Here is a 25,284-nt window from a genome sequence, read left to right as displayed (position 1 = left end):
GAACTCATAAAACCCGTGACCACCCCCACGACCAGGCGCTCCCGACGCCACGCCCCCAGACTGACGCCCACTGCTACCCACCCTCACCTGGCCCTCATCCAACTCGCTGACTCCGCCCTGCCGGTAGGAACATTCGCGCACTCCTTCGGTATGGAGACAGCCCTGGCGGATGGAACAGTCACAGACGAGGTAGAGGTAGCGGCATGGCTGGCTTCCTTCCTGAAATCGCAAGTCCTGACCACTGACCTGCTAGCCGTGCGAGAAACATTCGCTCTGGTTAAGGAAGAAAACGTCGATAAGCGAAAGCTTCTCGACCTGGATGCAACGATGACCGCCGTGTCCTTGGCATCTCAAGTACGAGAAGCATCCTGGTCAATGGGTGCACGACTGCTAGAGCTAGCCGTCGAATGCTTCCCTACCCCCGCGCTAACCACATACGACGAGTTAGTTCGACAAAAACACGCGGACGGGCACTATGCCATCGCATACGCCCTAGCAGTCGCGGGTATGGGGGTCGGTCTTGCTGAAACACTGCACACCTACGCCACCTCCCTGAGTATCGGACTTGCGCAGAACGCAGTACGTGCGGTCCCGCTCGGGCAGGTGGCAGGCCAACGTGTCATCGCCTACCTCCACCCAGTGATCGCCGCAGTATGCGAAGAAGCTCTCACTCTGCCCACCGATCTGCTGGGAGCTGCCTGCCCAGGTCTGGAAATCGACCAAATGAGGCACGAACGACAGCATGCTCGAATGTTCACCAGCTGACGGTGAGCATCCACACCCGAGAACAACAACCATCTGACGCAGGAAGACCTATGACAGACACACACACCGAACCTCTAGAACAAGACCCCATCATCATCGGTGTCGGCGGACCCGTCGGAGCTGGGAAAACCCAGCTAGTGGAACGTCTCACCCGCGCGATGAGTCACCGCGTATCGATGGCAGCAGTCACCAACGACATTTACACCATCGAAGACGCGAAAATCCTCGCCCGTAACTCCGTTCTGCCCGAAGACCGCATCATCGGAGTGGAAACAGGAGGCTGCCCGCACACAGCAATTCGGGAAGACACCTCACTCAACACCGCCGCGATCGAAGAACTACGGCGCCGACACCCTGACCTAGAAATCATTTTTGTCGAGTCCGGCGGCGACAACTTGTCCGCCACGTTCTCCCCCGAACTAGTGGACTTCTCCATCTACGTCATTGACGTGGCCCAAGGGGAAAAAATCCCCCGAAAAGCAGGCCAGGGAATGATCAAATCTGACCTGTTCGTCATCAACAAAACAGACCTAGCACCTCATGTAGGCGCGGACTTGTCAGTCATGGAGGAAGACTCAGCAAAATTCCGCGGTGATCGCCCCTTCTGCTTCACCAATCTGCGCACCGATGAAGGGCTAGAAAAAGTCATTGAGTGGATTGACCACGACATCCTCATGACCGACCTCACCGACGCATGACGCTCACATCTGGCTCAGCACAGCCCCGCTTACCTTCATCTGCCCCAGCCTCTGCGGAGCCTGAAAAAACAACGGGCAGTCTTGACGTGACATTCGCGATGCGAAACGAACGCACCATCCTGTCCCGCCAGCACCATCGGGGAGCATTGAAAGTAATTCGCCCCTTCTATCTTTCCGATGATGCTGCTGCCGCAGAAGCAACACTGACCGTGCTCAACCCTGGCGGCGGCTATGTCGGCGGAGATGTGTATCGGCAGCACATAACCCTCCAAGCCGGGGCCAAAGCAGTTGTGACAACCCAGTCCGCGACCCGGGTCTACCGCACACCGCACAGCGAAGTGACTCAAGACACCGAGCTCGTCGTGGAAGACGACGCTGTGTTGACTTACGTGCCAGATGAACTCATTGGCTATGCCGATGCCCGATATGTGCAGCGCACACGTGCCCAACTGGCCAAAACAGCGACATTATTCGCTAAAGACGTCGTCACTCCTGGATGGGCTCCAGATGGTCGACTTTTCCAATACCGAAAACTGCACACAATCTTCGACGTAGTTGGCATGCCTACGTCAGAGCACCATCGAGGCAAGCTGCTAGCCCGCGACAACCTTTTCTTGGCACCGGAGCGATTCGGTATTTCTCCTGAGCACACAGTGCTGGCAGAAACCTTTACTCACGTGGGAAGTCTTCTTATCGTCTCGCCCTACGTGGATACCGAGACTGTCGATGCGATTCGTGACGTTTTAGCTGCTCACGAAAGTAAGCATCTGCATTTGCGTACAGGGGTGAGCAGGATGCCTATCAACGGGGTTCTCATCCGTGCCTTGGGAGTTAACACGGCCGTGATTGATGGCGCCATTGGGGCGGTGATTGATCAGCTCCGCGCAGACTGGTTCGGGTGGGGGCCGCTACCGCGGCGCAAATACTGACATTTTTGGCCGCGTGACAGTGGCCGGGTAAGAAAGGTTTTCTTCATGTCTCTTCCGACGCAGGCTGCTCCTCGTCACGACTTTGTGCGCTGGATACGGGCCGTGTTGCGCGGGCAGGGGCAGGTGTTTTTTATCGACAAACCGATAGCAGGTCTGCTCATGCTGATCGGTGTAGGCATAGCCGATGTTCAACTGGCTCTGTTCACGCTGGTTGGCATTCTCGTTGGTATGTCCACCGCATGGGTGATGGGCGTTGACCGTAATGAGATCGAGAACGGCTTATGGGGGTATTGCTCTGCACTGGTTGGCGCTGCCGCGTTCGTGACGTGGGGTAGCGGGAGCAGTGGCATCGTTGCGGCCGTGTTGGGGTCAGTTGTGGTGGTTCCGGTTCAGGTTGGATTGGCTCGTCTGCTGCGGGCGGGCAAGTTGTCGGCGTATGGTCTACCGGTTCTGACGGCACCGTTCTGCATTGTCAGCGGTATCAGCGCGATCATTGCGCGAGGTTTTCCACATCCGCCAGCCTCACCGTTGCAGATGCTGGGGGTGAGCGGTATTGCTGAGCTGGTAGAAGAAGCTCTTGAAGGAATCGGGCAAGTCCACTTCGCTGATTCCTATGTAGCCGGAGCGCTGATTCTTCTGGGACTTTTCGTAGGTTCCTGGCGCGCTGCGGCCGGGGCAGTGGTGGGAGCGGTGGTCATGACATTGGTGTCGCCGATTTTCGGGATAGACCCAAATGTGGTGGCTCACGGGCTAAGTCAATATTCGGGTGTGTTGGTGGGGATTGCTGCATTGGCGGTTTTCACCGCTGACGTCAAGCCTGCGTGGATTCCATGGGTACTGGCTGCAGTAGGAGCAGTGGTGACGTTGCCGCTGGAAGAGCTATTCGAAGCAGCGCATTTTCCGATGTACACCTGGCCGTTTGTGATCGTGACGTGGGCGATTATTGCTGTGCGGGCATATGTGTTGGAGCGGTCGGCAAGGTCGTGAATTCTTGACTCCCTGCCCCCTTTAGGGTGTACGAATGGGGAGTCAATCAAACAAAATTCGCGAAAGTGAGTACAGCTCTGTCTTCTATAAGGTCTACTACGAGGACACGGATTGTCTCGGTATGGTCTACTACGCGAACTACTTTCGGTTTCTCGAACGTGGCCGCACCGAGTATCTCTCCGAGCGAGGCCAAACGATTTCGGCACTCAACGAAGCGGGTATTGTCTTTGTGGTCGCCAAGGTTGAAGCTGACTTCAAAGCGTCGGCGCGCCTGGGGGACACCATAGAGGTGCTTTCTTCTCTCTCTACCCCATCACCGTTCAAGATTCTTTTCCATCAGAAGATCTGCCTGGACGGAAAAGTACTGGTCAAAGCTCTCACGACGCTGGCATGTATTGAGGAAGATGGTTCCCTGCGCCGTGTGCCGCCAGAACTGAGGAGTTAGGGAACGGCACCAAAACCATGAAAGTGCGCTGCGTTAACCCACAGCGACGCGCAACTTTGGGGTGAAAACCCCTAACGTGGAGTACGTAGTAGGACACTCGTCCATGACCGGTGCATCTGGGGACACCGGGACGAGCCGCGCCGCGTAGCGGCGGGAAAGAGGGGAACACGGCATGGCGCATCATGAAGCACCGCAACCGACCAACGTTGAGACTATCGTTGGCGAGAGTGATTACTTCTTCTCCACCACTGATCGCAAGGGCATCATCGAACTCGCGAACGCCGTGTTCGTCCGTCTTTCGCAGTATGAACACGATCAGCTGCAAGGGTCGCCGCACAACATCGTTCGACACCCTGATATGCCCGCTGGTGTCTTCAAATCTATTTGGGGCCAGCTCAAAGCAGGCCGACCTGCTTGCGCCTATATGAAAAACATGGCTGCTGACGGCAGCACGTACTGGCTTATTTCCACGTTGATCCCGGTGGGGGAGAAATTCCTTTCGGTGCGTATGGGCACGCTCGTTCATGAGTCCAAAAAAGCCGCCGAAAAGCTATACGCCGATATTCGTGCTGCTGAGCATGAGGCTCGTGAAAACGGGGCTAGCGCTGATGAGGCGGCCACAATGGGCCTGGAGCTCATGATTGCTGAGCTGTCTAAAACAGGTATTAGGTCTCCTGAAGATCTCGCCTATCGCATTCTTCCCGCAGAGGTTGCAGCGCACGAGCGTGTAGGACGCATTCCTCAGCGTCCTGAAGCAACTGGTTATGCAGCCGAAATGCTGCACCTCATGCATGAAATTGACGACATCACTGCCGGGTCTGTCGCACAACTCGATGAGTACGCCTCACTCATTTCTGTCTTGGAAGCTTCTGCTGCTGATGCAGGCCCTGCTTCTGACCGGCTCACCATCATCGCTGACGCTGCACAAAACGGGGCAAACATTGAAGATGTTCCGGAGATGATTGCTACTTTCACCACACGTCTGACGGAGAAAGTCGAATCAGCCATCGACAAACTCGCTGGGCTGGATGAAGCACTGACCGCCCTGGCCACCGACGTTGCGCGTCTTCGGTTCCGGATTGCGCTGCTGCGCCTGCACAACCGCATGATCGGTAGCTTCTGCGTTGAGGTCATCGACAGTCAAGAGTCGTTCGATGCTCTGCCCTCATTGCGGATCCTGACCCAGGCCCTCGGCGAAGAGGCTGATGAGCTTGCTGCGGCAATTACCCAGGTGCGTGGGGCTTTGGCGGCTGTTCCTGACCAAGTTCAAGACGCTGTGCGTGATGCTGACCGCACTTTGCGTCTTTCCACAAAGTGGCGCGGTGAAGCTGGTGAAGCCGAGGGAGACGTTGCTGCTGCACTTGCTCCGGCACTGGCTGCGCTTACGGAAAACTCAGCCTCCGGTTTCGCTGAACTTGGCCGCTTCTACGATGTTGCGGCGCGTTGCTTCCACCTGCCTGACCGCCACGACGACGCTGGCCTTGCTACCCTCATCGGCCGCATGCACTCCATCATCGATAACTTCAACGAGAGCGAAGCAGCTTAACGCCTCCGGAATCAGCCGTTTCTTCAGCCCCAGAGCGTGGACGCTCTGGGGCTGAACTCTGTAGCGATGCGATCATTGATCGTTAATTTGCGTCAATAATCGTTGTCGTTACTGACGTCATCGCAGGACGTGGGGGAGTGGACCCAAAACCAAAACGCACCGGGGGAGCCACCCGTTGCAACGAGCCCAGATCCTGTCCCTGCCACGAAGCAATCGAGTCGGTGATGGCGTGCACATCACATGCCCCATAGAACTCTCGGCGCCCATGACCGGCCGTACCTGCAGTACGTAACCCGACGAGACGAGCAGGCACGTCAGTTAAACGACAAAATGCTGGACTTGTGGCGACGTAGGTGGGGATCAGGTGCAGCAGCCATCCCAACGGAGTGCGTTCTCCCGTCGTCAATGACAGCTCCAATGGCCCAGCCTTCAGGCCCCAATGGTCTACGCCTGGTGAAACGGTGGTCACTTCACAGGAAACCGGCACTGTGATGACCTCGTCGAATGTGTAGGTGGCTGTCACAAAATCAGCCACCTCAGCTGAGGGAGCAAGTAATATTCGCCAGCCATTGGCGCGTTCCACCATCACATCAGTAAACGTCCCTAAAGGAGATTCCACCCAACGGCCAACAACGAGCCGAGTGCCTTCTTGCGTTCCAACCCCGGCAATATAACCGCGAAAAACATGACGTCCCATATGCGCGCCTCCCGTCATTAGCTGCTCATGGGAGATGTTCGACTCTTGGAACCATCACCCCCAATTTTATTTAAAAGAAAACTCACTCGATCTTGAAGCCTGCAAAGTCTTTAAACATCTACCACGGATGTGTGCTCATTCATCACTGATACCTAACGCTAATACCACCAGCTTTGAACCAGGCTTGCGTAAGTGAACTTCATATGGTTCCTGGCACATCAAAAAACCTGGATTCCTGTGGTGCACCACACAGTTCGAACCACACAGCGGACGATGTACTCCCGATCTGAGATCGACCTCATGCCCACAGGAATTGAAAGGCCCGCAATGACGCGAAGTACTCGAAAAATCACCCTGTCAAAAATCATGGCTCCAGCAGTGGTTGTTGCGCTCGCCTTACCTGTAGGAACAGCTTTTGCTGCACAACCACATGGCGTTCACACGTCTGCGGTGAAGACTGATGGGTCAGCTTCCTATCTTGTTGGTTCAGGTATGTATGACATCACCGGTGCTGCTGCGGAAACAGGAATGTTCGGGTATGCGGCATCACAAGAAGTCGATGGCTTGCATATGCGCTTGTACTCACGTGCTTTCGTCGTGGCTGATCAGAAATCGGGAAAACGAGTGGCTATGGTGACCACAGATATGGGGGCTATGTTCCCCTCGATCACCTCTGCCGTGGTTGCCAAACTGCAGAAAAAGTTTGGGGACAAGTACACCTCTCAAAATGTGCTCATTGCAGCGACGCACACTCACGTCGGCAATTCAGGTATGTCCGGCGATCGGCTGTATCAGGTAGCTGGCGCCGACTCGACCTCGGCTGGCTACGACAAGAAAAACTTTGACACCGTCGTGAACGGCATTGTTGAGTCCATTAGTCGCGCGCATACAAACCTGGCTCCGGGCACGGTGCAGCGTTCGGAGGGAGAGCTTAAAGGAGCCACGCGTAACCGTTCTCTTCCTGCGCACCGAGCTAATAAAAACCCAGGCAATGAAGTGGATTCCTCCATGACACAGCTGGAGTTTCGAAGGTCTAACGGACAAGCGGTCGGGGTGTTGAACTGGTTCGCGATCCACCCGACGAGCTTCAGCAGAAAATTCACCAAACTCAGCGGCGATAACAAGGGCTACGCCTCTTACATGTTCGAGAAGCAGATGGGAGCTGACCCGAGCAAGGCAGGATCATTTGTCGCTGCGTTCGCCAACAGTGCGGTAGGTGATGTCGTTCCTGCACAGGGCAACGCTCACTCGGCTCCCGGATACGGGGGCAGCTCTGATGAATACCACAACACTCAAGTTGCTGGAGAAGCGCAGTTAGGAAAAGCACGCCAACTGTGGCAAGCGCAGGGGGCGGTACAGGGCGGTCCAGTTGATTTCCGTTCCCGACACATTGATCTGCGTAACTACACAGTGGATGCCAAATATGCTGGTGGTAAGGCTGTGCAGTTATGCAAGGCCGCGCGGGGGTTCTCGTTTGCATCCGGTGGTGAGAATGGTCCCTCAAAGATCCCAGGAATGTATGAGGGGATGACACGTGACTCGTTCTCTATCTCCGACAAAGTCAACAAGGTTGATACCTCTGCGCTGGGTGGGTTGACGCGGCTGGCGTTTGCGGGGATCTCAGCGGTGCATCAAGACAAGTGCCATGCGGAGAAACCTATTCTCCTGCCCACAGGGGCGTGGAAGATGGTCAGCTCGGTGGTGCAGGTGCAGCTAGTTCGGGTGGGGAACACGGCGGTTTTGGCATTGCCGGTCGAGCCGACCACGGTGGCTTCGCGCAGGTTGCAGGAACGAGTTGCTGCTGAGTTGGCGGGAACAGGTGTGAACCGGGTAGTGATTGCCGGTGTAGCTAATGGTTACAACGGTTATCTGGCCACTCGTGAGGAATACGCGGCGCAGCATTACGAAGGGGCCTCGACAGAGTTTGGGCCGTTCGAATTTGCTGCTTTCGAGCAAGAAGCTGCTGGTTTGGCCTCAGCGATGAAGAGAGGCGTTGCAGTCAGTGACGCGGCTTCTCCGGCTGGAAGTTTCACGGCCAAGACTCCTGCCCGTCCAGGAGTGCTATTCGACAGTAAGCCAGCACGTCAGCAGTTTGGGCAGGTGCTGGAACAACCATCGCAGTCCTACACCTCTGGTCAGGTGGCCTCGGCGGTGTTCCGGGCAGGTCACCCGAAGAATGACTACCGAACGATGGGTTCGTTTTTGCAGGTGCAGCGTCAGGAAGGCGGAGCCTGGAAGACAGTGCGGACGGATCGGGATTGGGATACGACGTATGCGTGGAAGCGGGAAGGAGTGGCCTTTTCGCGGGCGAGTGTGCAGTGGCGCATTCCGAAAGGAACTCCGGCGGGAACATATCGACTCGTCCAAACCGGTGACTGGAAAAATGCTCAAGGTGGAAAAATTTCGCCATATGTAGGAATGTCTCGGCCTTTTGCAGTGCGTTAACTTTTTCGTGATTTCCGTCACTGTGTTAGTGGGTTTTGTGGGGGTGAAAGGTGCATCACGTTGCTGTGTTTGCCCCCACATGGCCTGCGTCACGGAAATGCGAGGGGTGTCACATACACACATAAGGATGTAAACGATTTCAGCACCGATGGCATTTCGTAGATTCAAAAGAAAGGGCGTGTCCGATATGGCACCCCCAACACGAGGCCGATAAGACAGACAAGCGACCTCTTGAAGCCGACCACTTTGGAGGGCACCCGACGTGACCGCGACAGCAGAGACCCCAACAACCACAGCGTGGGAAGGGTTCGAAACAGGCCCGTGGAGCGAAGGTATCGACGTCCGCGACTTCGTCCAACGTAACTACACGCCCTACACCGGCGACGCGTCCTTCCTCGCAGGGCCCACCGCCAAAACCTTGCGTGTATGGGAAACCCTCGAAAAGGAATACCTCTGCGTCGAACGCCGCAAACGCGTCTTCGACGTCGACACCCACACCCCCTCCGACATTGACGCCTTCCCCGCCGGATACATCAGCGAAGACGACAACGTCATCGTTGGCCTCCAAACAGACACCCCACTCAAACGCGCCATGATGCCCTCCGGCGGCTGGCGCATGGTCGAAACCGCTATCAAAGAAGCAGGCCTCGAACCTGACGAAGACGTGAAGAAAATCTTCACGAAATACCGCAAAACCCACAACGACGCAGTATTCGACATCTACACCCCCCGCATCCGCGCCGCGCGATCCTCACACGTCATCACCGGCCTACCCGACGCCTACGGACGTGGCCGCATCATCGGTGACTACCGCCGGGTCGCCCTCTACGGCGTTGACGCCCTCATCGCCGAAAAAACAGCAGCCAAGGACGCCGTCGCCGGCACAGAATTCTCCGAACACTGGGCCCGATACCGCGAAGAGCACGCCGAACAAATCAAAGCGCTCAAAAAACTCAAAGTGATGGCCGCCTCCTACGGCGTCGACATCTCCGGCCCCGCAACCAACGCCCACGAAGCCGTCCAATGGACCTACTTCGGCTACCTCGGTGCCATCAAGAGCCAAGACGGCGCAGCCATGAGCATCGGCCGACTATCACCCTTCTTCGACATCTACTTCGAACGCGACCTCGCCAACGGCACCCTCACCGAGGAACAAGCCCAAGAAATCATCGACTCGCTCGTGCTCAAACTGCGCATCGTGCGATTCCTGCGCACGATCGACTACGACCAAATCTTCTCCGGTGACCCCTACTGGGCAACCTGGTCCGACGCCGGCTTCTCTGTTGACGGGCGCCCCCAGGTCACAAAAACCTCATTCCGCCTCCTGCAGACACTACGCAACCTCGGACCAGCCCCAGAACCCAACATCACCATCTTCTGGGACCCCGAGCTACCCGAGGGGTACAAAGAATTCTGCGCCGCGATCTCAGTAGAGACCAGCTCCATCCAATACGAATCCGACAAACAAATCCGCGACAAATGGGGCGACGACGCCGCCATCGCATGCTGCGTTTCCCCCATGGCAGTCGGCAAGCAGATGCAGTTCTTCGGAGCCCGCGTCAACGCAGCCAAATCACTGCTCTACGCAATCAACGGCGGCCGCGACGAAGTATCCGGCAAACAGATCACCAGCCCCGAATACGGATTCGAACCTGTCACAGGTGATGGCCCACTGGACTTCGAAGACGTCTGGCACAAGTACGAACTCATGCTCGACTGGGTAGTCGGAACCTATGTCGAAGCGCTCAACATCATCCACTACTGCCACGACCGGTACGCCTACGAAGCCATCGAAATGGCGCTGCACGACTCCGACATCATCCGCACCCTCGGATGCGGCATCGCAGGTCTGTCGATCGTTGCCGACTCCCTCTCGGCCATCAAATACGCCAAGGTCTACCCAGTCCGCGACGAAACCGGACTGATCGTGGACTACCGCACCGAAGGGGAATTCCCGGTCTACGGCAACGACGACGACCGCGCCGATGACATCGCCGCCACCATCGTCCACACCGTGATGAGCAAGATCAAAGAACAACCGCTCTACCGCGATGCCATCCCCACTCAATCCGTGCTGACCATCACCAGCAACGTCGTCTACGGCAAAGCCACCGGATCCTTCCCATCCGGACACAAAGCTGGCACCCCCTTCGCCCCAGGCGCCAACCCAGAAAACGGTATGGACAGCCACGGCATGGTCGCCTCCATGCTTTCCGTCGGAAAACTCGACTACAACGACGCCCTCGACGGCATCTCCCTGACCAACACGATCTCGCCAGCCGGCCTTGGCCGCACCAAAGACGAGCAGGTCAGCAACCTCGTCGGCATCCTCGACGCCGGTTTCATCATGGACCAGTGCCAGAGCTGAACCGACGATAAAAGTCACACGACAGATAAGGAGATTCAATCAATGAGCGCGAAAACCTTCGAAGAACGTCTTTCCTCCATGAAAGAAAACCGCAGCAAAAACAACATGGCCTCAGGCCTCTACCATGCCAACATCAACGTCCTCGACGAAGCCACCCTCACCGACGCGATGGACCACCCCGAGAAATACCCCAACCTCACGGTCCGCGTTTCGGGCTACGCAGTGAACTTCGTCAAACTCACCGCTGAGCAGCAGCGCGACGTCATCTCCCGCACCTTCCACCAAGGCGCCTGAGACACCAATAGATAAAACCATCGAGCCCCGGCTGGAACACCCCAGCCGGGACTCGACATATCCAGCAACGCACAGAGGACACCACCACACATGGCCGACGGAATCACCGGCACAGTCACCCTCGAACCTACCGACGGTGACCGCGTCCGCGGAATCGCCGCAGGAATCGGATACGACCGCATCGGACTCGGCCGCCCCGAACTGCTCGAAGCCCGCCGCACCGGCGAAGTCGCACTCGTTCACTCTTGGGAACTGGTCACCGCCGTAGACGGCCCCGGAACACGGATGACGCTATTCCTCACCGGCTGCCCGCTGCGCTGCCAGTACTGCCATAACCCCGACACGATGGCCATGAAAACCGGCACTGTCGAGCGGATCGAAGAAATCATCGCCAAAGTAAAGCGATACAAATCAGTCTTCCGCGCTTCTCACGGCGGACTCACCATCTCCGGCGGAGAGCCCCTCCTCCAGATCGAATTCACTCGCCGCCTACTGCAAGCAATCCATGCCGAAGGTATTCACACCTGCATCGACACCTCCGGCTACCTCGGAGCACGCCTCAGCGACGAAGACCTCAGCCACATCGACCTTGTCCTCCTCGACGTCAAATCAGGACTACCCGACCTGTACAAAACCGTCACCGGCCGCGACCTGGCCCCAACCATCGCATTCGGAGACCGGCTCCACGCCCTGGGTAAACCCACCTGGATCAGGTTCGTCATGGTCCCAGGCCTGACCGACACACCAGAAAACGTCACCGCCGTCGCCGACATCGTTCAACGCTGGAAAGGCACTGTAGAACGCATCGAAGTGCTGCCCTTCCACAACATGGGCGTAGACAAATGGCGCGAATTAGGTATGCGCTACAACCTGGAAAACACCCAACCGCCCACACCTGAAGCCATCGAAAAAGTACGAAACGTGTTCCGTGAACGCGGATTCCAGGTGCATTAAAAACACGCCCTCACCCGGGCTGGCGCCAAGAAACAGGAAAACCAACACAAATGCCAGTAGCCAGCCCGGGAGAACCAGCTATTTGAGCTTCTTCCACGGCATCGAAGGCACTGCAGCCTTACCCCGGAACGGGCCATTACCGAACGCCGCAGCCACCAACGCACGCTGCGCCGAGACCCCAACCTGAGGATCAGGAATCGTCATGGTGCTGTAGGCATACCCAGCCCACCCCACACCGGCCCGCGCTGCTTCCTGATACTGCGCAATAGACTGCGCGATAGTGTTATTCCACATCGCATTACCGCTAACCATCGTGCGACCATCACGCTTTTGCAGAGCAGCCATTCCCTGCACCCAACTCGTGAAATATCGGCGCTGAGTCGCATCAGAAGCCGATCGGTAATTCATGACAAAAACGCTGTCCACAATCTTTTGATGAGTCCAGCGAGGAATGTCCTGAACCGTTTGCCGGAACCCATCTGTACGCGTCCAATTCGTTGAAGCCCCTGGTCCCTGACCGAACGCAATCGCATTCACAGACAACCGGTCCCTCTTATCCCGACGCATCATCTGATCATGCACGCCGCGAACAACAGCAGTGACCTGATCCCTGCGGAACCGATGCCACAACGGATCACCAGGAGCAGGCGTACCCGTGGTCTTAAAAGTTCGCCGAAATGCAGCTAAAGCAACCGGCGTATACCCCCAGTCATTATCCAATCGACCCGAAGCCGTCTGATCGGGGTAACGGATGTAATCCAAATTCACACCATCAATGGCGTAATTCTTCTGAATCGAATCCACCGTGGCCACCACGTGCTTACGAGCAGCAGGATTCCCCAGATCCAAAAACGTCGTTCCATCAGCCAACACCGTGCCGTCATAACGGCGATCAGACCAACTATCTTTCGTGCCCGGGCCATGCACATTAAAAATATGCCGCGGATCCGAAGGAGCATTTGCGCCACTCCACATCTTCCCCACAACCACCCACGCATGCACCTGCAACCCAGCCGCATGCCCCTTAGCAACCACATCCGCTAACGGATCAAACTGCGCCGCACCCGTACCCGCTGCCCGCGGAAGAATCGACTTATTACACAAGCAATCCGAACGGCGCACCGCCTGCACCACCAAAGTATTCACACCCATTTGCTTAGCTGTGGCCACTAACGAAGACACTTCCGCCCCCGAAAACAAGCCCGGCTCCCACGCATCCACCCACAGCGCCCTCATCTGCTGAGGCACCCCAGCCGAAACCGGTGCCGCCGCCACCGGCGCAACACCACCCAGCCCCGCAGCAGCAACCACAGCACCAGCAACGACCAACGACCCAAACCGACGACGCATAACCAACCCCGCAACCTTTCACCCGCCAGCAGAGCACGCCCTACCAGTCACTGAACGGCGCCACGCACCGCCGCGCCACACGAAGCACCTACCCATAAAACTCCGCCACCGCCACAACAGCGAGCCTGCTCGGACACAACAAAACCCGCCCACTAAACAACAACAAAACCCCTACACACCAGCACCAAACTGCCGACAAGAAACCGAATAAGGGCCCACGCCTTGCTCAAGCCTTGCCCCGTCGTGCGCGAGAAAGCAGACCCCCTTCATGACCAAGCTGCTACCTAACCCCTCACTGCCGCGCACCCCCGCAAACATCACCGCCCTCATAACAACCCTGGCCCTCATCACACTCACCGTTCTCTGCGCCATCCACGCCCCCACCCCAGCCGCACACGCAGCCCCCACCAACACCGGCACCTCCAGCGACAACGCCATCACCGTCACCACCACCGCCACCCCAGCAAGCATCCCCCCAAGCGGCTCCCAAGTCAGCATGGCCTACACCGTCACCAACAACACCGCCGAACGCGCCTACCTCGTCAGCATGCTCGACGACAAATGCCCCTCCGTCCGGCAAACCAGAGGCCTGAAAACCGACTCCATCCGCTGGTACATAGAAGCAGGAAAAACCGCCAACTTCAGCTGCGACTTCTTCGCCGGCATCGCCCTGGACACCACCATCACCGCCACCTTCACCACCTACAACACCACCAACACCTGGCACGAATCCACCGCACAAGCCACCACCGCCATCACCCTCACCACAAGCCAATGTGACACCCTCTGGTACTCATCCCTACTCAACAACAGCGACACCGGACGCATCGGCACCCTCGGCACCCAACCCACCTCCGCCATGCAACCCCGCTGGACCATCTCCCAACTCACCAACGGCGCCTACGACTCCTCCGCAGCCCTGGACGTCAACCCCGCCAACCCCAACCACATCTACTTCATCCCCAGCAAAGCCGGAAACAACTACGGCGGACTCTGGCGCCTAGACACCACCACCGGAACCGCCACCCGCATCACCACCAACACCACCGCCACCACCAGCGTCCGCCTCGCCGCCAGCCGAAACGGCACCCTATGGTCCTGGGCCACCAACGGCATCCTCTACTCCCTAGCCCCAGGAACCACCACCTGGACAGCCCACACCCTCACCGCCGCCAGCAGCACCGACGGAAAAACAACCCTCACCGCCGACCAAATCAAAAACCTCAGCGCCGGCGACCTCGTCACCAGCGGCAACGGCGACCTATGGTTACTTGCCGCCAACACCGGCACCAACACCACCTACCTACTGAGCATCAACGCCAACGAAAGCATCAAACCCGCCCCCACCCCCGTCATCGTCGGCCTCATGAACCGCCCCACCGACGGCGGCTTCTACACCGGCCTGGCCTTCAGCTCCACAGGAAAACTCCTCGCCTCCGCCGGAGCCGCATCCTCCACCACCGCCACCAACACCCTCTACGAAGTCGACATCGCCACCGGCCAAGCCACCCGCATCTCCGCCGCCCCCAGCGCAGGCAACGGATCCATCGGCGACCTCGGCTCCTGCGCACAACCCCTGTCGCGACTCCACCTCATCAAACGCGCCGACACCCCAACCCCGGCAGTCAAACCCGGCGACACCATCACCTACGAAATCGAAGCCCGCAACCTCGGCGGCCTGGCAGCAGTCGACGTACGACTCCAAGAAAACATCCCCGCCGGAACCACCTACCTACCCGGCAGCACCACCCTCAACGGCATCAAAATCGCCGACACCAACGGCACCATGCCCTACACCACCACCCGCGAAATCCACGCCAACAACACCACCCGCGCCGGCATCATCCCCGCCTTCTCCACCGCCACCATCAGATTCACCGTAACCGTCAACAACACCAGCCCCCAGACCACCAGCATCACCAACCAAGCCACCCTCACCAGCACCACCTACACCAACGGCCTCCTCTCCGACGACCCCTCCGCCCCCGGCGCCACCGACCCCACCTCCGTACGCATCGCCCGACCCGCCATCACAATCGACAAAACCGCCAACACCCCCTCCATCACCGGCAGCGCACCCATCACCTACACCTACACAGTCGCCAACATCGGAGCCGAACCCCTCGCCGGAATCACCCTCACCGACAACGCCACCCGCGGCTCCACCCCCATCGCCCCCTACACCTGCACCAACCCCACACTCACCAACGGCGACACCAACAAAGACACCATCCTCGACACCTACGAAACCTGGACCTACACCTGCACAGACACCCTCACCTGGACCACAACCGACACCGACAACGGCACCACCATCACCAACACCGCCACCGTCACCGGAACCGGACAAACCTCCGGAACCACCGTCACCTCCACCTCCGCCCTGGCCACCCCCTAAAACCACAACCGGCCTACATCAACATCACCAAACAACCCGGCACCGTCATCGGACCCGACTCCGACACAGGTGAAATGGTCGCCGCCTACTCCGTCCTCGTGAGCAACACCGGCCAAGCCACCGGCAGCTACAGCACCCTCACCGACACCCCCACCCCACCAGCTGGCATGAAAGTCACCGCAGTCGAATGGGTACGCCTCGACGGCGACACCATCACCGGCAGCGGCACCGCCCCCAACGATGGCAACGGCAGCTACCTCCTCAACACCACCCAGCGCCCCCTACCCGGCGGAGCCACCGAACGCTACCGCGTGCGCGTACGACTCCTGTGGACAAACAGCGCCACCCCGCCCCTGAACTGCAACCAAGGCAGCGGCATCCGCAACACCGCCACCCTGCCCACCGGAGAAGAAAACGCACCCACCAACGACAACACCACCTGCCTCGACGCACCCCACCCACCCCAACCAGCCATCGCACTAGTCAAAACCGGAACCCCACCAGCTACCGCCACAGCCGGATCCACCATCCCCTACACCTTCACCGTCACCAACAACAGCCCTCACCGACCTCACCATCACCGACCCCCTCATCAACAACATCACCTGCGACAACAACCGCCTACCCGCCGGAACAACCACCACCTGCCGCGGCAACTACACCATCACCACCACCGACCTCAACGCCGGAAAAATCACCAACACCGCAACCGCCAGCGCCCTGCCCGCCGGATTCGACCCCACCAACCGCGTCACCACCACCGCCACCAGCACCCTGCCCGTCAACTCCACCGCCGCACTCACCCTCAACAAAACCGCCACCGCTCAAGACACCAACGCCCTCACCACCAACGCCGCCATCGGCGACCGCATCACCTACACCTTCACCATCACCAACTCCGGCAACAAAACCCTGCGCCAACCCACCATCGACGACCCCATCCTGGGAATCACCAACAAACCATGCGGCACCGGAGATCTCGCCATCGGCGATACCACCAGCTGCACCGCCACCTACACCCTCACCAAAGCCGACATCGACCGAGGCCGACTCACCAACATCGCCACCGCCACCGCACTAGGCACCGCCGGCGGCACCGACGACCCCGCCCCTATCACCGACTCAGCCACCGCAACCCTGACCAGAATCGCCGGAAAAACAGGCCTCTGGCTCGAAAAATCCCAACTAGGCACCGTCATCGACGCCGACAGCTCCGGCGACCACTCCGCCGGCGACACCCTCTGGTACACCTTCCGCGTACGCAACCTCACCAACGCCACCATCACCGGCATCACCGTCACCGATACCAAAGCCGGAAGCACCGTCACCTGCGACGAAACCACCCTCGACATCGGCGCATCCACCGCCTGCCGCCTCAGCAACCCATACCGCATCACTACAGCCGACCTCACAGCCGGAAAAATCATCAACGTTGCTACCGCCACCGCCGACGGTGGACTGACCTCCAACCAACCCAGCGTCACCACCCCCCTCACCTACACACCCACCCTCACCCTCACCAAAATCGCCGGTGCTCTCACCGAAGCCACCATCACCCCCGATACCCCAGCTGGCCCTAGCAAAGGCGACACCATCGCCTACTCCTTCACCGTTACTAACCCCACCGCCCTACCCATGACCGACCTCACCATCACCGACCCACTCCTACCCTCCATCACCTGCACCAACACCACCGGCGCCACAACCACCACCATCCAAGCCCGCGAAACCCTCACCTGCACTGCCGCAACCCCCTACACCATCACCCGACCCGACATCGACGCCCGCCACATCACCAACACCGCCACCGCCACCCCCGCACAAGGAACCCTCACCCCACCCACCGCCAGCACCACAACCCCCCTCATCCCCCTACCGCGCCTGAGCATCACCAAAACCCACACCGGCCCATCCAACGGCAGCATTAACCTCGGCGACACCATCACCTACACCATCACCCTGACCAACGAAGGCGCCGGAACCCTACGCAACCTCACCATCACCGACCCCATGCTTGGCCTCGACCACGCCTGGTGCCAAGAGGCCACAACCACCCTGGCCCCAGGAGCCAGCATCACCTGCACCACCCCCGCCCACACCGTCACCCAACGCGAAATTGACCTACTCGGCGCCACCAACACCGCCACCGGCCACGCCTTGTCCGGAAGCGACGACACTCCCGCCCTCCTCGAAGCCACCACCACCGACACCTTCACCACCATCACACCCACCGGAAAACTCACCGTCACTAAACACTTCGACCAACTCGACGACACCGACAACTCCACCACCCCACCCCAGGAGACCTGCTCCACTACCGATTCGTCGTCACCAACACCGGAAACGCCACCCTGCGCTTCCTCACCGTTGACGACGCCACCATCCAAATGAACTCCTACTCCTGCGGAAACCTCGACATCGCCCCCGGCACATCCACCACCTGCCTCGCCCCGTCTACACCCTCACCAGCAGCGACATCACCAACGGCGCCACCATTACTAACACCGCCACAGCCACCGCCATCACCTACCGAGGGGACATCATCACCGGCCAAGACACAAACACCACAAACCTGGCAACCACCCCCCGCACCTCCCTGACCCTGACCAAAACAGCCCAACTCGACTACGACCCCAACCACAACCACCTCGCCGACCCCAACGACACCGCCCGCTACACCTTCACCGTCACCAACACCGGCACCACCACCATCAACAACCTCAGCATCAACGACCCCATGCTGCAAAGCGCCAAAACCTCCGTGACCTGCACCGAAACAGCCCTGACGCCCACAGAGACAACCACCTGCACCACCGATACCCCAATGACCATCAACCCAGAAAACATCACCCCATTCACCATCCCCGGAACCCACACCCTGCCCAACACAGCAGCAGCACACGGCACCACCCCACCAGAACCAACCACCGGTAAACCAGCTCTCGACGTGTTCTCACCCCCAGCCCACGCCACCATCCCACTCGTTGATGCCCTCATCGCCACACCTGTACCCCCCGCTGACCCCGGCGCCCCCACCCCAATACCTACCGACCCTCCAACTCCCACTCCTGCGCCTACCCAACCCGCTCCTCCTACCTCGCCCACTGCACCTCTACCACCCCTACCCGAAGACGGCCCCACAAACCCACCAAACAGACCCGGCAGCCCCGGACACCAAGACCGTCCAAACCGCCCCACCAATGACTCCACCAGCACAAACCCAACCCTCATCCCACCACGAAATATTATCGACGGACCCACACAACGATGGGGAAAAGGCAACGCAGAAGGCATTCCCAGCAGCGCCTGGCATCTACCCACACCCAACCCCACCTGGCGCACCGGCCACGTCAGCCCACACACAACAGCTGTGCCTAACACCCCCACCTCAGCGCACCACCAACCCACCGCAGAAACACGCACAGAACCACCCATAGCTGCAACACTGCTGACCCTCATCGCGACCAGCGGCGCAATCGCCTACATACTGAGCAACCGCCGAAAGCGCACCCGCCCATAAAAGAACGGTTCTTGTGATCAGCAGATCACAAGAACCGTTCGAAATCGCCAGATATCAGCGACCGTTAATGTCTTTTGTGCTGTTGGCCATCGTGAAAACAGTGTGCGCAATCGCGTCAGAAATCACATCCACCGCGTGCATATTCACGTTCGTCATCGAATCCTTAGGTGTGTGGTAATTGCCGTCATACGGGGCACCCTCAACACCACCAAACATCAAAACCTCACCTTTGGACTTCTTCCCATCAGCACCGGTATCAATACCAGAAGCTGGGATGCCGTTCTCAATGAAGGCTTGATAATCAGAACGCCCGTTGAACTCTGAATCAATCCACGGCTGCCCCACCGAGTCGAAATAGTCCGTGAAAATACTCTCCGTTTGAATAGACCCCTCAGGGACATTCACCGGTGCCTCGTGAGTGGACTGGTCAGCGTCATACACACCGATGGAGTAATTCGGCGAACCAACCATGTCGAAGTTCAGATACGCAGCGATCTTCTTCAACGACTCAGGATCTTTCTTCTTCATGTCCTCCACATAATGAGTCGACCCCAGTAGGCCAATCTCCTCGGCGCCCCACCAGGCGAAACGCACCTTATTAGTGATGCCCTTCTGTTTAGCCATCTGCACAGCTACCTCAAGGATGCTGGCAGAACCCGAGGCATTGTCATTAATGCCCGGACCTTGCGGGACGCTATCCAAATGTGCGCCGACCAAAGCGACATTGTCTGCTCGTCCAGCTTTAGTCTCGGCAAGAATGTTAAAAGTGCGTCGCTTCTCGGTGAGCTTGTCCAAAACAAGAGTGGCCTCAACCTGCGGGCCAGTCTCTTTGATTAAGTCAGCGCCGACCGCTTTCGTGACGGTAATGGTAGGAATATGCGTTTGATCAACCTTGCCAAGAGTGCCGTTGAGCTCGCCATCACCATTGTTGTAGACAATCAGAGCAGCCGCCCCAGCCGCTCCTGCAGCGCTGGACTTATCAGAGAAAGAACACCCCCCTCGCTGCACAACAGCGATTTTATCTTTCGCGTTGATCCCAGACCATGCTGCAGCATCACACCCGGTCATCACCTTGGGTTGGACAAGCTGACCAGTAAAGCCCTCTTTAGCTGCTGGGCTATAACTCAACACCTGATGGGCAACAGCCTTTCCTGCCACCGTGAGCTTTGAAGACTTCACTTCGTCATGGGTGTACTCGAAATGCTGCCGCTGAGTGCGATACCCAGCCTTACGAAGAACAGCTTCAACATAGCGAGCAGAATGCTCATACCCACTCGTGCCGACAGCGCGATTTCCGTTGTTTTTATCAGCAATTTCCTGAAAAGCACGTAGGTGAGCCTCAATATTTTCTGGCCGGACCTGTTTGCGAATTTTCTGGGATGCCTGCGTAGGATTCTTTGGTGCCGGTGTAGCAGTAGGAGGTTCAGGCGGTGTAGGAGCCGCCGAAGCCATCAAACCTGCTGGACCCAGCGTGGCAGTAGTTAATCCAATAACGGCCAAGGCAGCCGTCGCGGTGCGTCGATGAACTCGCACGACAATCCTCCTGAAACTATTCGGCTCATAAGCACTGGAGTGTGCTCAACCTGAACTGAAGCATGGAGAAACCTGGTAGTCACGGAAGATAAAAAGGCTGAGGTGAAAATACTTTTCAAAAATATTCGGTATTAGGGGCATGAAGTGGGAAATAACCCGATAAGTAAAAGTCAAGTAAAAAATTCGTGTCGCGCTAATAGTCATTAGCAAGGGAAGTGAAACCTCAGCCCATCTTCGAAAAATGAGTGAACCATCCTGCGGATACGGCCCAGCCCAGCGCACAACTACCTGTGGTGAGCACCAACAAAACCGCCCCATCACTGCCACACACCTCGTAGTGTCAACAACATGCCGTACTACGCCGTCGAATATCACTACGACTCCGCTACCGCAGCACAACAAGATGAGCTACGCCCATCCCACCGAGCTCACCTGCAGCACCTCGCAGACAATGGCCTGCTCATCGCTTCCGGTCCCCTGAGCACCAGGCCGGCCTCCGCCCTGCTCATCTTCCGCGCCGAGGGAGAAAGCCACATCCGAGAAGCCCTCGCAAACGACCCGTTCCAGGTGCACGGTTACGTCACCGACTGGACCATTACCCCCTGGGCCCCAGTCATCGGCGTATTCGCCGAAAAATAATCCGACCCATTCAAACAGGATCATCAGAGTTCACTGACGCCTGTTCCTGCGCGCGGCGCTTGTTTTCTAAGGCACGCAGCGCCGCCGCCACTTTGGCCCGCTCCTTCCGACGCGCCATCGGCGTGTCCGCAGCCTGCGCATCAAGCCGATCCATCCGCCTACTCAACCACGTTTCCTCCAGCGCAGCATTCGGATCATCCGCAACGCCAGCCTCACGTTGCTTTCGCTGCTTACGCTGCCGACGCATCTCCCCAAGCGCCAATAGCAGCCCAATCAATAACGGCTTGATAATCTCGCCATGTTCCGTTAACCAGTCGAGCGCTGCCTGCAGCCACCACGGCAACGCGACCTGTGGCCACGGAATATGTATCTCAGGCCACGGGATACGCGGAAGATGTATTTCAGGCCACGGGATACGCGGCAAATGAATCTCTGGCCACGAAATACGTGGCATATGATCAGCGATCCATTCAATCACCGGCGCCAAAAGCCACTTCACAAACGCCGTTACTCCAAGAAAAGCAATGAGGATTCCGCCAGCTTTAAAAGCCACATGCCGCAACGCAAACAACACCGGATGCTTCCGCCCCCATGACTGCGTTTTCTCTGCACGGCTACCCGGTGGAGCATCAAAATCTAACTCAGCATTACCGTCATAAGCAGTAGCATCTTTTACCTTGCCTAAAAAGCTAAGGCGAACCCGAACTCGACAATCTCTGTCAACAGTAATAGTCCGGTTATCAGTGCTGTTTTTCTTGTCGTAAATCTGCTTTCCATCAACACGCAACACAAGTCGTGCTTGCCTGCTCGGATACACATCAAGCTCGTACGAGACACCCCGAAGCCGACACGTCCACGTCTGCTTCACCTGACTATCGCCACTTGGCTCAAAAGTCTCTGTTGTATCCGATGACATAGGCAAAGTTAATCAGCCCGAGAGAAGGAAGTGACTAGCATCTCTCGGGCTGAAATAACCGCTATCAGCGAATCATAGACTTCGGAAAGCCAAGATCAGCCGAAGGATTTGGCTTCCCCGGAGTGAACAACCACGCCTCAAAGAACGGACGCAAATCCTGCGAAGTGTGCTTATTGGCATACGTCATGAACTCCTGGACACTGCCATGCCCATGCCGGTGTGAAGCCACCCAGCCTCGAACAATCTTCCAGAAAGCTTCTTCGCCAACCTTATTCCGCAATGCCTGCACAGTCATAGCGCCACGGTCATAGACAGCCCGGTTGAAAATCTGCTTCGGGCCCGGATCACCAATCTTGATCTTCCAGAAGGAAGAATCCTGCGCATAGTCTTTCCAGGCTTGAGCAAAAGCCTCATCAGCATTGGGGCCATCGTGCTTCTCGGCGTACATCCACTCAGTCCACGTCGCGAAACCCTCATTGATCCAGATATCTTTCCAGTCCCGCACCGACGTGGAGTCACCAAACCACTGGTGAGACTGCTCATGGACAATGAGTGACAAGTCATGTCCCTTAGCCCAGAACTTGCTCGAATACACCGGACGTGACTGGTTCTCCAACGCGAAACCCATATCAGCGTTAGCTGCAATACCACCAGTCGTCGTAAACGGGTAAGGGCCGTACGTCTTCGACAGCCAATCAATCACCGCTGGAGTCTTCGCCAAATCTTCCTTGGCACGCTTCACCCACGATTCATTGCTCTGCGGTGTCGCCGTCAACCACGGGATCCCCGAGCTCGTCTTCCCGCGCAAAATGTCATAACGGCCAATCACAGCGAAAGCCAGATAAGGCGCCATCGGTGTGGACTCCTGCCACGACCACGTATCTGTACTTCCCTGGTTCGTTACCTTCTGCAATGAGCCATTACTCAAAGCCTTCAGGCCCTTAGGAACATTCAAAGAAATCGAGAACGTTGCCTTATCCCGGGGGTGATCATTGCTCGGGAACCACCACGAAGCGATATACGGCTGACCAACAGCAACAGCCCCATCAGAAGTCGTTATCCACGGCTTCTCGCCATCAATCTCAATCTTTTCAGGAACGCCTTTATAGGTAACAACAATGTTCGTCTTCGCGCCCTTAGTCAAAGCCTGCGACGGGCGAACTACCAGCTCATGAGTGGACTGGCGAGAAAAAGAAGCTGGCTTCCCATCCACTAACACCTTTTCAGGAGTTAAAGCCAAATCAAGATTAAACTGCGTGAGATTCTGCGTAGTCAAAGCAGTGATAGACGTTGTTCCTGTGACGGTTCGCGTCTTCGGCTCGTACGAAACGTTCACATCGTAATGCTGAACGTCATACCCCCCATTGCCATGATCAGGAAAATACGAATCACCAATACCAGGAGAACCCACAGAGCCATCCCTGCTCGGCACGACAGCCGTATGAGCAGAAGAAGACTGCGCCATGGCAGGAAGAGAAACTGCAGCCATCGCTGAACCCGACAAAGCGAGCGCAGCAGCCAATGACAGGGCAATAGGTCGACGGAAAGAAAAATTCGTCATGATGGTCCTCGACGGTGCGAAGGGATCGGACGCGACCAGCATCCTCCTACGCAAAGCCCCCCCATCGTGACCAAAAAAGACGAAAAGCATTACCTAAGTAAGAGACACATCAACAAAATGGCAGGGAGAAGGGACTGTTAGAGCCGCGAAATACCTCGCCAGAAACACTCCTGCATTCGGGCGTGTCGCCACCACTGAAACTTTCCCTACCCCTGACATCTCACCCAGTCACGCTCTCAAACGGGCGCCGCCGCATCCGGTGCGGCAACACAAAACCTGCAGCACGGTCCACATCCGCAACAGAAGACTCCAACCTGCCCTCCCATGCAGCCAAAGCACTGGCCGCCCGAAGCATCATCAAATCCGCCCGATGCCCATCCACCCCCACCGACAAACTCGTATTCGCGATGTGCAGCATCACCTCCCGAGAAGTAGTCACCTTCGGCAACAACCCCATCGCAGCCGTCACCCGAGCAGCCAAATCCGCATCCGAAGACGCATACTCCGCAGCGAACCCCACCGGATCACTCTCGAAAGCAAAACGCCGCTCCATCACCTCAATCCGCTCCTGCGGATCATGAGAACCCTCCACCGTGACAACCATCCCGAAACGATCAAGTAACTGCGGACGCAACTCACCCTCCTCAGGGTTCATCGTCCCCACAAGAGAAAAACGCGCAGGATGAGCCAGCGAAACCCCTTCACGCTCAACCGTATTTACACCCATCGCGGCTGAGTCAAGAAGCAAATCCACCACATGGTCATCAAGCAAATTCACCTCATCCACATACAAAATCCCCCGGTTCGCCGCAGCCAACAGCCCCGGTTCAAAATGCCGCTCACCCTCCCGAAGCGCCCGCTCCAAATCAAGCGTGCCCGCCACCCGGTCCTCCGTCGCACCCACCGGCAACTCCACCACCGGCACCGGCGAAAACACCACCTGCTCATCACCCGTACACGACAAACCCAACTCATGACACAACCCACCCTGCTCACCAGGAGCCAAACGGAACGGACACCCCGCCACCACCTCCTGCTCAGGCAAAATCGAAGCCAACGCCCGCACCGCCGTTGACTTAGCAGTGCCCTTCTCGCCACGAATCAACACACCAGAAAGAGCAGGATTAACGATGGCGAGAATAAGACCAAGCTTCATATCCTCCTGACCCACAATTGCAGTAAAAGGAAAAGCAGGGCGGCTCATCGACAAACCTTTCGTAAAGAAAGAAAACGCAAAAA

Annotated in this window: 20 protein-coding genes and 2 pseudogenes; 15 read left to right on the top strand and 7 right to left on the bottom strand. The window is 57.6% G+C overall.

The window, feature by feature from the left end:
- Nucleotides 1-15: 15 nt before the first annotated feature.
- From DXZ77_RS10125 to DXZ77_RS10100, 6 genes are all read left to right on the top strand, one after another.
- A complete protein-coding gene (locus tag DXZ77_RS10125) occupies nucleotides 16-765 on the top strand; it encodes an urease accessory protein UreF (RefSeq protein ID WP_115031922.1) in 750 nt (249 codons plus the stop codon).
- Between the two features lie 50 nt (nucleotides 766-815).
- Nucleotides 816-1,463, top strand: coding sequence for an urease accessory protein UreG (ureG, locus tag DXZ77_RS10120; protein ID WP_115032873.1), 648 nt, complete (start codon nucleotides 816-818; stop codon nucleotides 1,461-1,463).
- Nucleotides 1,460-2,392, top strand: a complete 933-nt coding sequence (locus DXZ77_RS10115; RefSeq protein WP_115031920.1) for an urease accessory protein UreD — start codon at nucleotides 1,460-1,462, stop codon at nucleotides 2,390-2,392. Before ureG ends, DXZ77_RS10115 begins: the two co-directional genes overlap by 4 nt.
- A gap of 45 nt (nucleotides 2,393-2,437) precedes the next feature.
- On the top strand, nucleotides 2,438-3,379 hold the full coding sequence (locus tag DXZ77_RS10110; protein ID WP_115031918.1) for an urea transporter: 942 nt from the start codon (nucleotides 2,438-2,440) through the stop codon (nucleotides 3,377-3,379).
- A 34-nt stretch (nucleotides 3,380-3,413) separates the two neighbouring features.
- On the top strand, nucleotides 3,414-3,824 hold the full coding sequence (locus DXZ77_RS10105; RefSeq protein ID WP_115031916.1) for a YbgC/FadM family acyl-CoA thioesterase: 411 nt from the start codon (nucleotides 3,414-3,416) through the stop codon (nucleotides 3,822-3,824).
- A 172-nt stretch (nucleotides 3,825-3,996) separates the two neighbouring features.
- Entirely contained in the window at nucleotides 3,997-5,370 is a 1,374-nt protein-coding gene (locus tag DXZ77_RS10100) for a PAS domain-containing protein (protein ID WP_115031914.1), read from the top strand.
- An 82-nt stretch (nucleotides 5,371-5,452) separates the two neighbouring features.
- Here DXZ77_RS10100 and DXZ77_RS10095 read toward each other — a convergent pair whose 3' ends face one another.
- Nucleotides 5,453-6,085 (bottom strand): hypothetical protein, encoded by a 633-nt coding sequence (locus DXZ77_RS10095; protein WP_258553264.1) that lies wholly within the window; start codon nucleotides 6,083-6,085, stop codon nucleotides 5,453-5,455.
- 255 nt (nucleotides 6,086-6,340) lie between these two features.
- Between DXZ77_RS10095 and DXZ77_RS10090 the strand changes: the two genes are divergently transcribed.
- The 3 genes and pseudogenes from DXZ77_RS10090 (at nucleotide 6,341) to pflA (ending at nucleotide 12,128) form a co-directional block, all read left to right on the top strand.
- A complete protein-coding gene (locus DXZ77_RS10090) occupies nucleotides 6,341-8,512 on the top strand; it encodes a neutral/alkaline non-lysosomal ceramidase N-terminal domain-containing protein (RefSeq protein WP_220181633.1) in 2,172 nt (723 codons plus the stop codon).
- A 262-nt stretch (nucleotides 8,513-8,774) separates the two neighbouring features.
- A pseudogene (gene grcA2 / locus DXZ77_RS10085) lies at nucleotides 8,775-11,174 on the top strand (autonomous glycyl radical cofactor GrcA2).
- 90 nt (nucleotides 11,175-11,264) lie between these two features.
- Nucleotides 11,265-12,128, top strand: coding sequence for a pyruvate formate-lyase-activating protein (gene pflA / locus DXZ77_RS10075; protein WP_115031910.1), 864 nt, complete (start codon nucleotides 11,265-11,267; stop codon nucleotides 12,126-12,128).
- 78 nt (nucleotides 12,129-12,206) lie between these two features.
- Here the strand turns inward: pflA and DXZ77_RS10070 are convergent, their stop codons facing one another.
- Complete coding sequence (locus DXZ77_RS10070) at nucleotides 12,207-13,478, bottom strand: glycoside hydrolase family 10-like protein (protein WP_115031908.1); 1,272 nt, start codon at nucleotides 13,476-13,478, stop codon at nucleotides 12,207-12,209.
- 268 nt (nucleotides 13,479-13,746) lie between these two features.
- On the opposite strand from DXZ77_RS10070, the gene DXZ77_RS12635 reads away from it, so the two are divergent.
- Nucleotides 13,747-15,876: a CLIPPER-2 domain-containing protein gene (locus tag DXZ77_RS12635; protein ID WP_115031906.1), complete on the top strand. Its 2,130-nt coding sequence runs from the start codon at nucleotides 13,747-13,749 to the stop codon at nucleotides 15,874-15,876.
- A 304-nt stretch (nucleotides 15,877-16,180) separates the two neighbouring features.
- On the opposite strand, the gene DXZ77_RS11915 is transcribed toward DXZ77_RS12635, so the two are convergent.
- Entirely contained in the window at nucleotides 16,181-16,405 is a 225-nt protein-coding gene (locus DXZ77_RS11915) for a hypothetical protein (RefSeq protein ID WP_147279271.1), read from the bottom strand.
- Nucleotides 16,406-16,452: 47 nt separating this feature from the next.
- Here DXZ77_RS11915 and DXZ77_RS12770 point away from each other — a divergent pair, with 47 nt between their 5' ends.
- The 4 genes and pseudogenes from DXZ77_RS12770 to DXZ77_RS10040 all read left to right on the top strand — a co-directional run bounded on the left by DXZ77_RS12770 (nucleotide 16,453) and on the right by DXZ77_RS10040 (nucleotide 19,396).
- Nucleotides 16,453-18,267, top strand: a complete 1,815-nt coding sequence (locus DXZ77_RS12770) for a CLIPPER-2 domain-containing protein (protein WP_442778418.1) — start codon at nucleotides 16,453-16,455, stop codon at nucleotides 18,265-18,267.
- Complete coding sequence (locus DXZ77_RS12765) at nucleotides 18,183-18,476, top strand: CLIPPER-2 domain-containing protein (RefSeq protein ID WP_115032868.1); 294 nt, start codon at nucleotides 18,183-18,185, stop codon at nucleotides 18,474-18,476. The genes DXZ77_RS12770 and DXZ77_RS12765 overlap by 85 nt, the downstream gene beginning before the upstream one ends.
- Nucleotides 18,398-18,574: pseudogene (locus DXZ77_RS12760) on the top strand (hypothetical protein); the annotation flags it as partial. The gene DXZ77_RS12765 and the pseudogene DXZ77_RS12760, both read left to right, overlap by 79 nt.
- A 39-nt stretch (nucleotides 18,575-18,613) precedes the next feature.
- Nucleotides 18,614-19,396 carry a hypothetical protein gene (locus DXZ77_RS10040; protein WP_115031902.1) on the top strand — a complete coding sequence of 261 codons (783 nt, stop codon included), beginning with the start codon at nucleotides 18,614-18,616 and terminating at the stop codon, nucleotides 19,394-19,396.
- A gap of 54 nt (nucleotides 19,397-19,450) precedes the next feature.
- Here the strand turns inward: DXZ77_RS10040 and DXZ77_RS10035 are convergent, their stop codons facing one another.
- Complete coding sequence (locus DXZ77_RS10035) at nucleotides 19,451-20,929, bottom strand: M20/M25/M40 family metallo-hydrolase (protein ID WP_115031900.1); 1,479 nt, start codon at nucleotides 20,927-20,929, stop codon at nucleotides 19,451-19,453.
- A gap of 348 nt (nucleotides 20,930-21,277) precedes the next feature.
- Here DXZ77_RS10035 and DXZ77_RS10030 point away from each other — a divergent pair, with 348 nt between their 5' ends.
- Nucleotides 21,278-21,568, top strand: coding sequence for a YciI family protein (locus DXZ77_RS10030; protein ID WP_115031899.1), 291 nt, complete (start codon nucleotides 21,278-21,280; stop codon nucleotides 21,566-21,568).
- A gap of 10 nt (nucleotides 21,569-21,578) precedes the next feature.
- Here DXZ77_RS10030 and DXZ77_RS10025 read toward each other — a convergent pair whose 3' ends face one another.
- From DXZ77_RS10025 to DXZ77_RS10015, 3 genes are all read right to left on the bottom strand, one after another.
- Nucleotides 21,579-22,484 carry a hypothetical protein gene (locus tag DXZ77_RS10025; protein WP_147279269.1) on the bottom strand — a complete coding sequence of 302 codons (906 nt, stop codon included), beginning with the start codon at nucleotides 22,482-22,484 and terminating at the stop codon, nucleotides 21,579-21,581.
- A 64-nt stretch (nucleotides 22,485-22,548) separates the two neighbouring features.
- Nucleotides 22,549-24,045: a M1 family metallopeptidase gene (locus tag DXZ77_RS10020; RefSeq protein ID WP_181816116.1), complete on the bottom strand. Its 1,497-nt coding sequence runs from the start codon at nucleotides 24,043-24,045 to the stop codon at nucleotides 22,549-22,551.
- Between the two features lie 220 nt (nucleotides 24,046-24,265).
- Nucleotides 24,266-25,249: a magnesium chelatase ATPase subunit I gene (locus DXZ77_RS10015; protein WP_181816115.1), complete on the bottom strand. Its 984-nt coding sequence runs from the start codon at nucleotides 25,247-25,249 to the stop codon at nucleotides 24,266-24,268.
- Nucleotides 25,250-25,284: the final 35 nt, after the last annotated feature.

Origin of the sequence: Dermatophilus congolensis, from assembly GCF_900447215.1 — a bacterium.
GTDB classification, from domain to species: domain Bacteria; phylum Actinomycetota; class Actinomycetes; order Actinomycetales; family Dermatophilaceae; genus Dermatophilus; species Dermatophilus congolensis_A.
The sequence above is the reverse complement of the archived record's forward strand: the minus strand, read 5'-3'. Positions and strand labels throughout refer to the sequence as shown.

Coding starts and splice junctions, on each gene's coding strand:
- ureG (WP_115032873.1), top strand. CDS start 816: ATGACAGACACACACACCGAACCTCTAGAACAAGACCCCATCATCATC.
- DXZ77_RS10115 (WP_115031920.1), top strand. CDS start 1,460: ATGACGCTCACATCTGGCTCAGCACAGCCCCGCTTACCTTCATCTGCC.
- DXZ77_RS10110 (WP_115031918.1), top strand. CDS start 2,438: ATGTCTCTTCCGACGCAGGCTGCTCCTCGTCACGACTTTGTGCGCTGG.
- DXZ77_RS10105 (WP_115031916.1), top strand. CDS start 3,414: ATGGGGAGTCAATCAAACAAAATTCGCGAAAGTGAGTACAGCTCTGTC.
- DXZ77_RS10100 (WP_115031914.1), top strand. CDS start 3,997: ATGGCGCATCATGAAGCACCGCAACCGACCAACGTTGAGACTATCGTT.
- DXZ77_RS10095 (WP_258553264.1), bottom strand. CDS start 6,085: ATGACGGGAGGCGCGCATATGGGACGTCATGTTTTTCGCGGTTATATT.
- DXZ77_RS10090 (WP_220181633.1), top strand. CDS start 6,341: ATGTACTCCCGATCTGAGATCGACCTCATGCCCACAGGAATTGAAAGG.
- pflA (WP_115031910.1), top strand. CDS start 11,265: ATGGCCGACGGAATCACCGGCACAGTCACCCTCGAACCTACCGACGGT.
- DXZ77_RS10070 (WP_115031908.1), bottom strand. CDS start 13,478: ATGCGTCGTCGGTTTGGGTCGTTGGTCGTTGCTGGTGCTGTGGTTGCT.
- DXZ77_RS12635 (WP_115031906.1), top strand. CDS start 13,747: ATGACCAAGCTGCTACCTAACCCCTCACTGCCGCGCACCCCCGCAAAC.
- DXZ77_RS11915 (WP_147279271.1), bottom strand. CDS start 16,405: ATGGTGGATCCGGCTGTGGCGGTAGCTGGTGGGGTTCCGGTTTTGACT.
- DXZ77_RS10040 (WP_115031902.1), top strand. CDS start 18,614: ATGCTGCAAAGCGCCAAAACCTCCGTGACCTGCACCGAAACAGCCCTG.
- DXZ77_RS10030 (WP_115031899.1), top strand. CDS start 21,278: ATGCCGTACTACGCCGTCGAATATCACTACGACTCCGCTACCGCAGCA.
- DXZ77_RS10025 (WP_147279269.1), bottom strand. CDS start 22,484: ATGTCATCGGATACAACAGAGACTTTTGAGCCAAGTGGCGATAGTCAG.
- DXZ77_RS10020 (WP_181816116.1), bottom strand. CDS start 24,045: ATGACGAATTTTTCTTTCCGTCGACCTATTGCCCTGTCATTGGCTGCT.
- DXZ77_RS10015 (WP_181816115.1), bottom strand. CDS start 25,249: ATGAGCCGCCCTGCTTTTCCTTTTACTGCAATTGTGGGTCAGGAGGAT.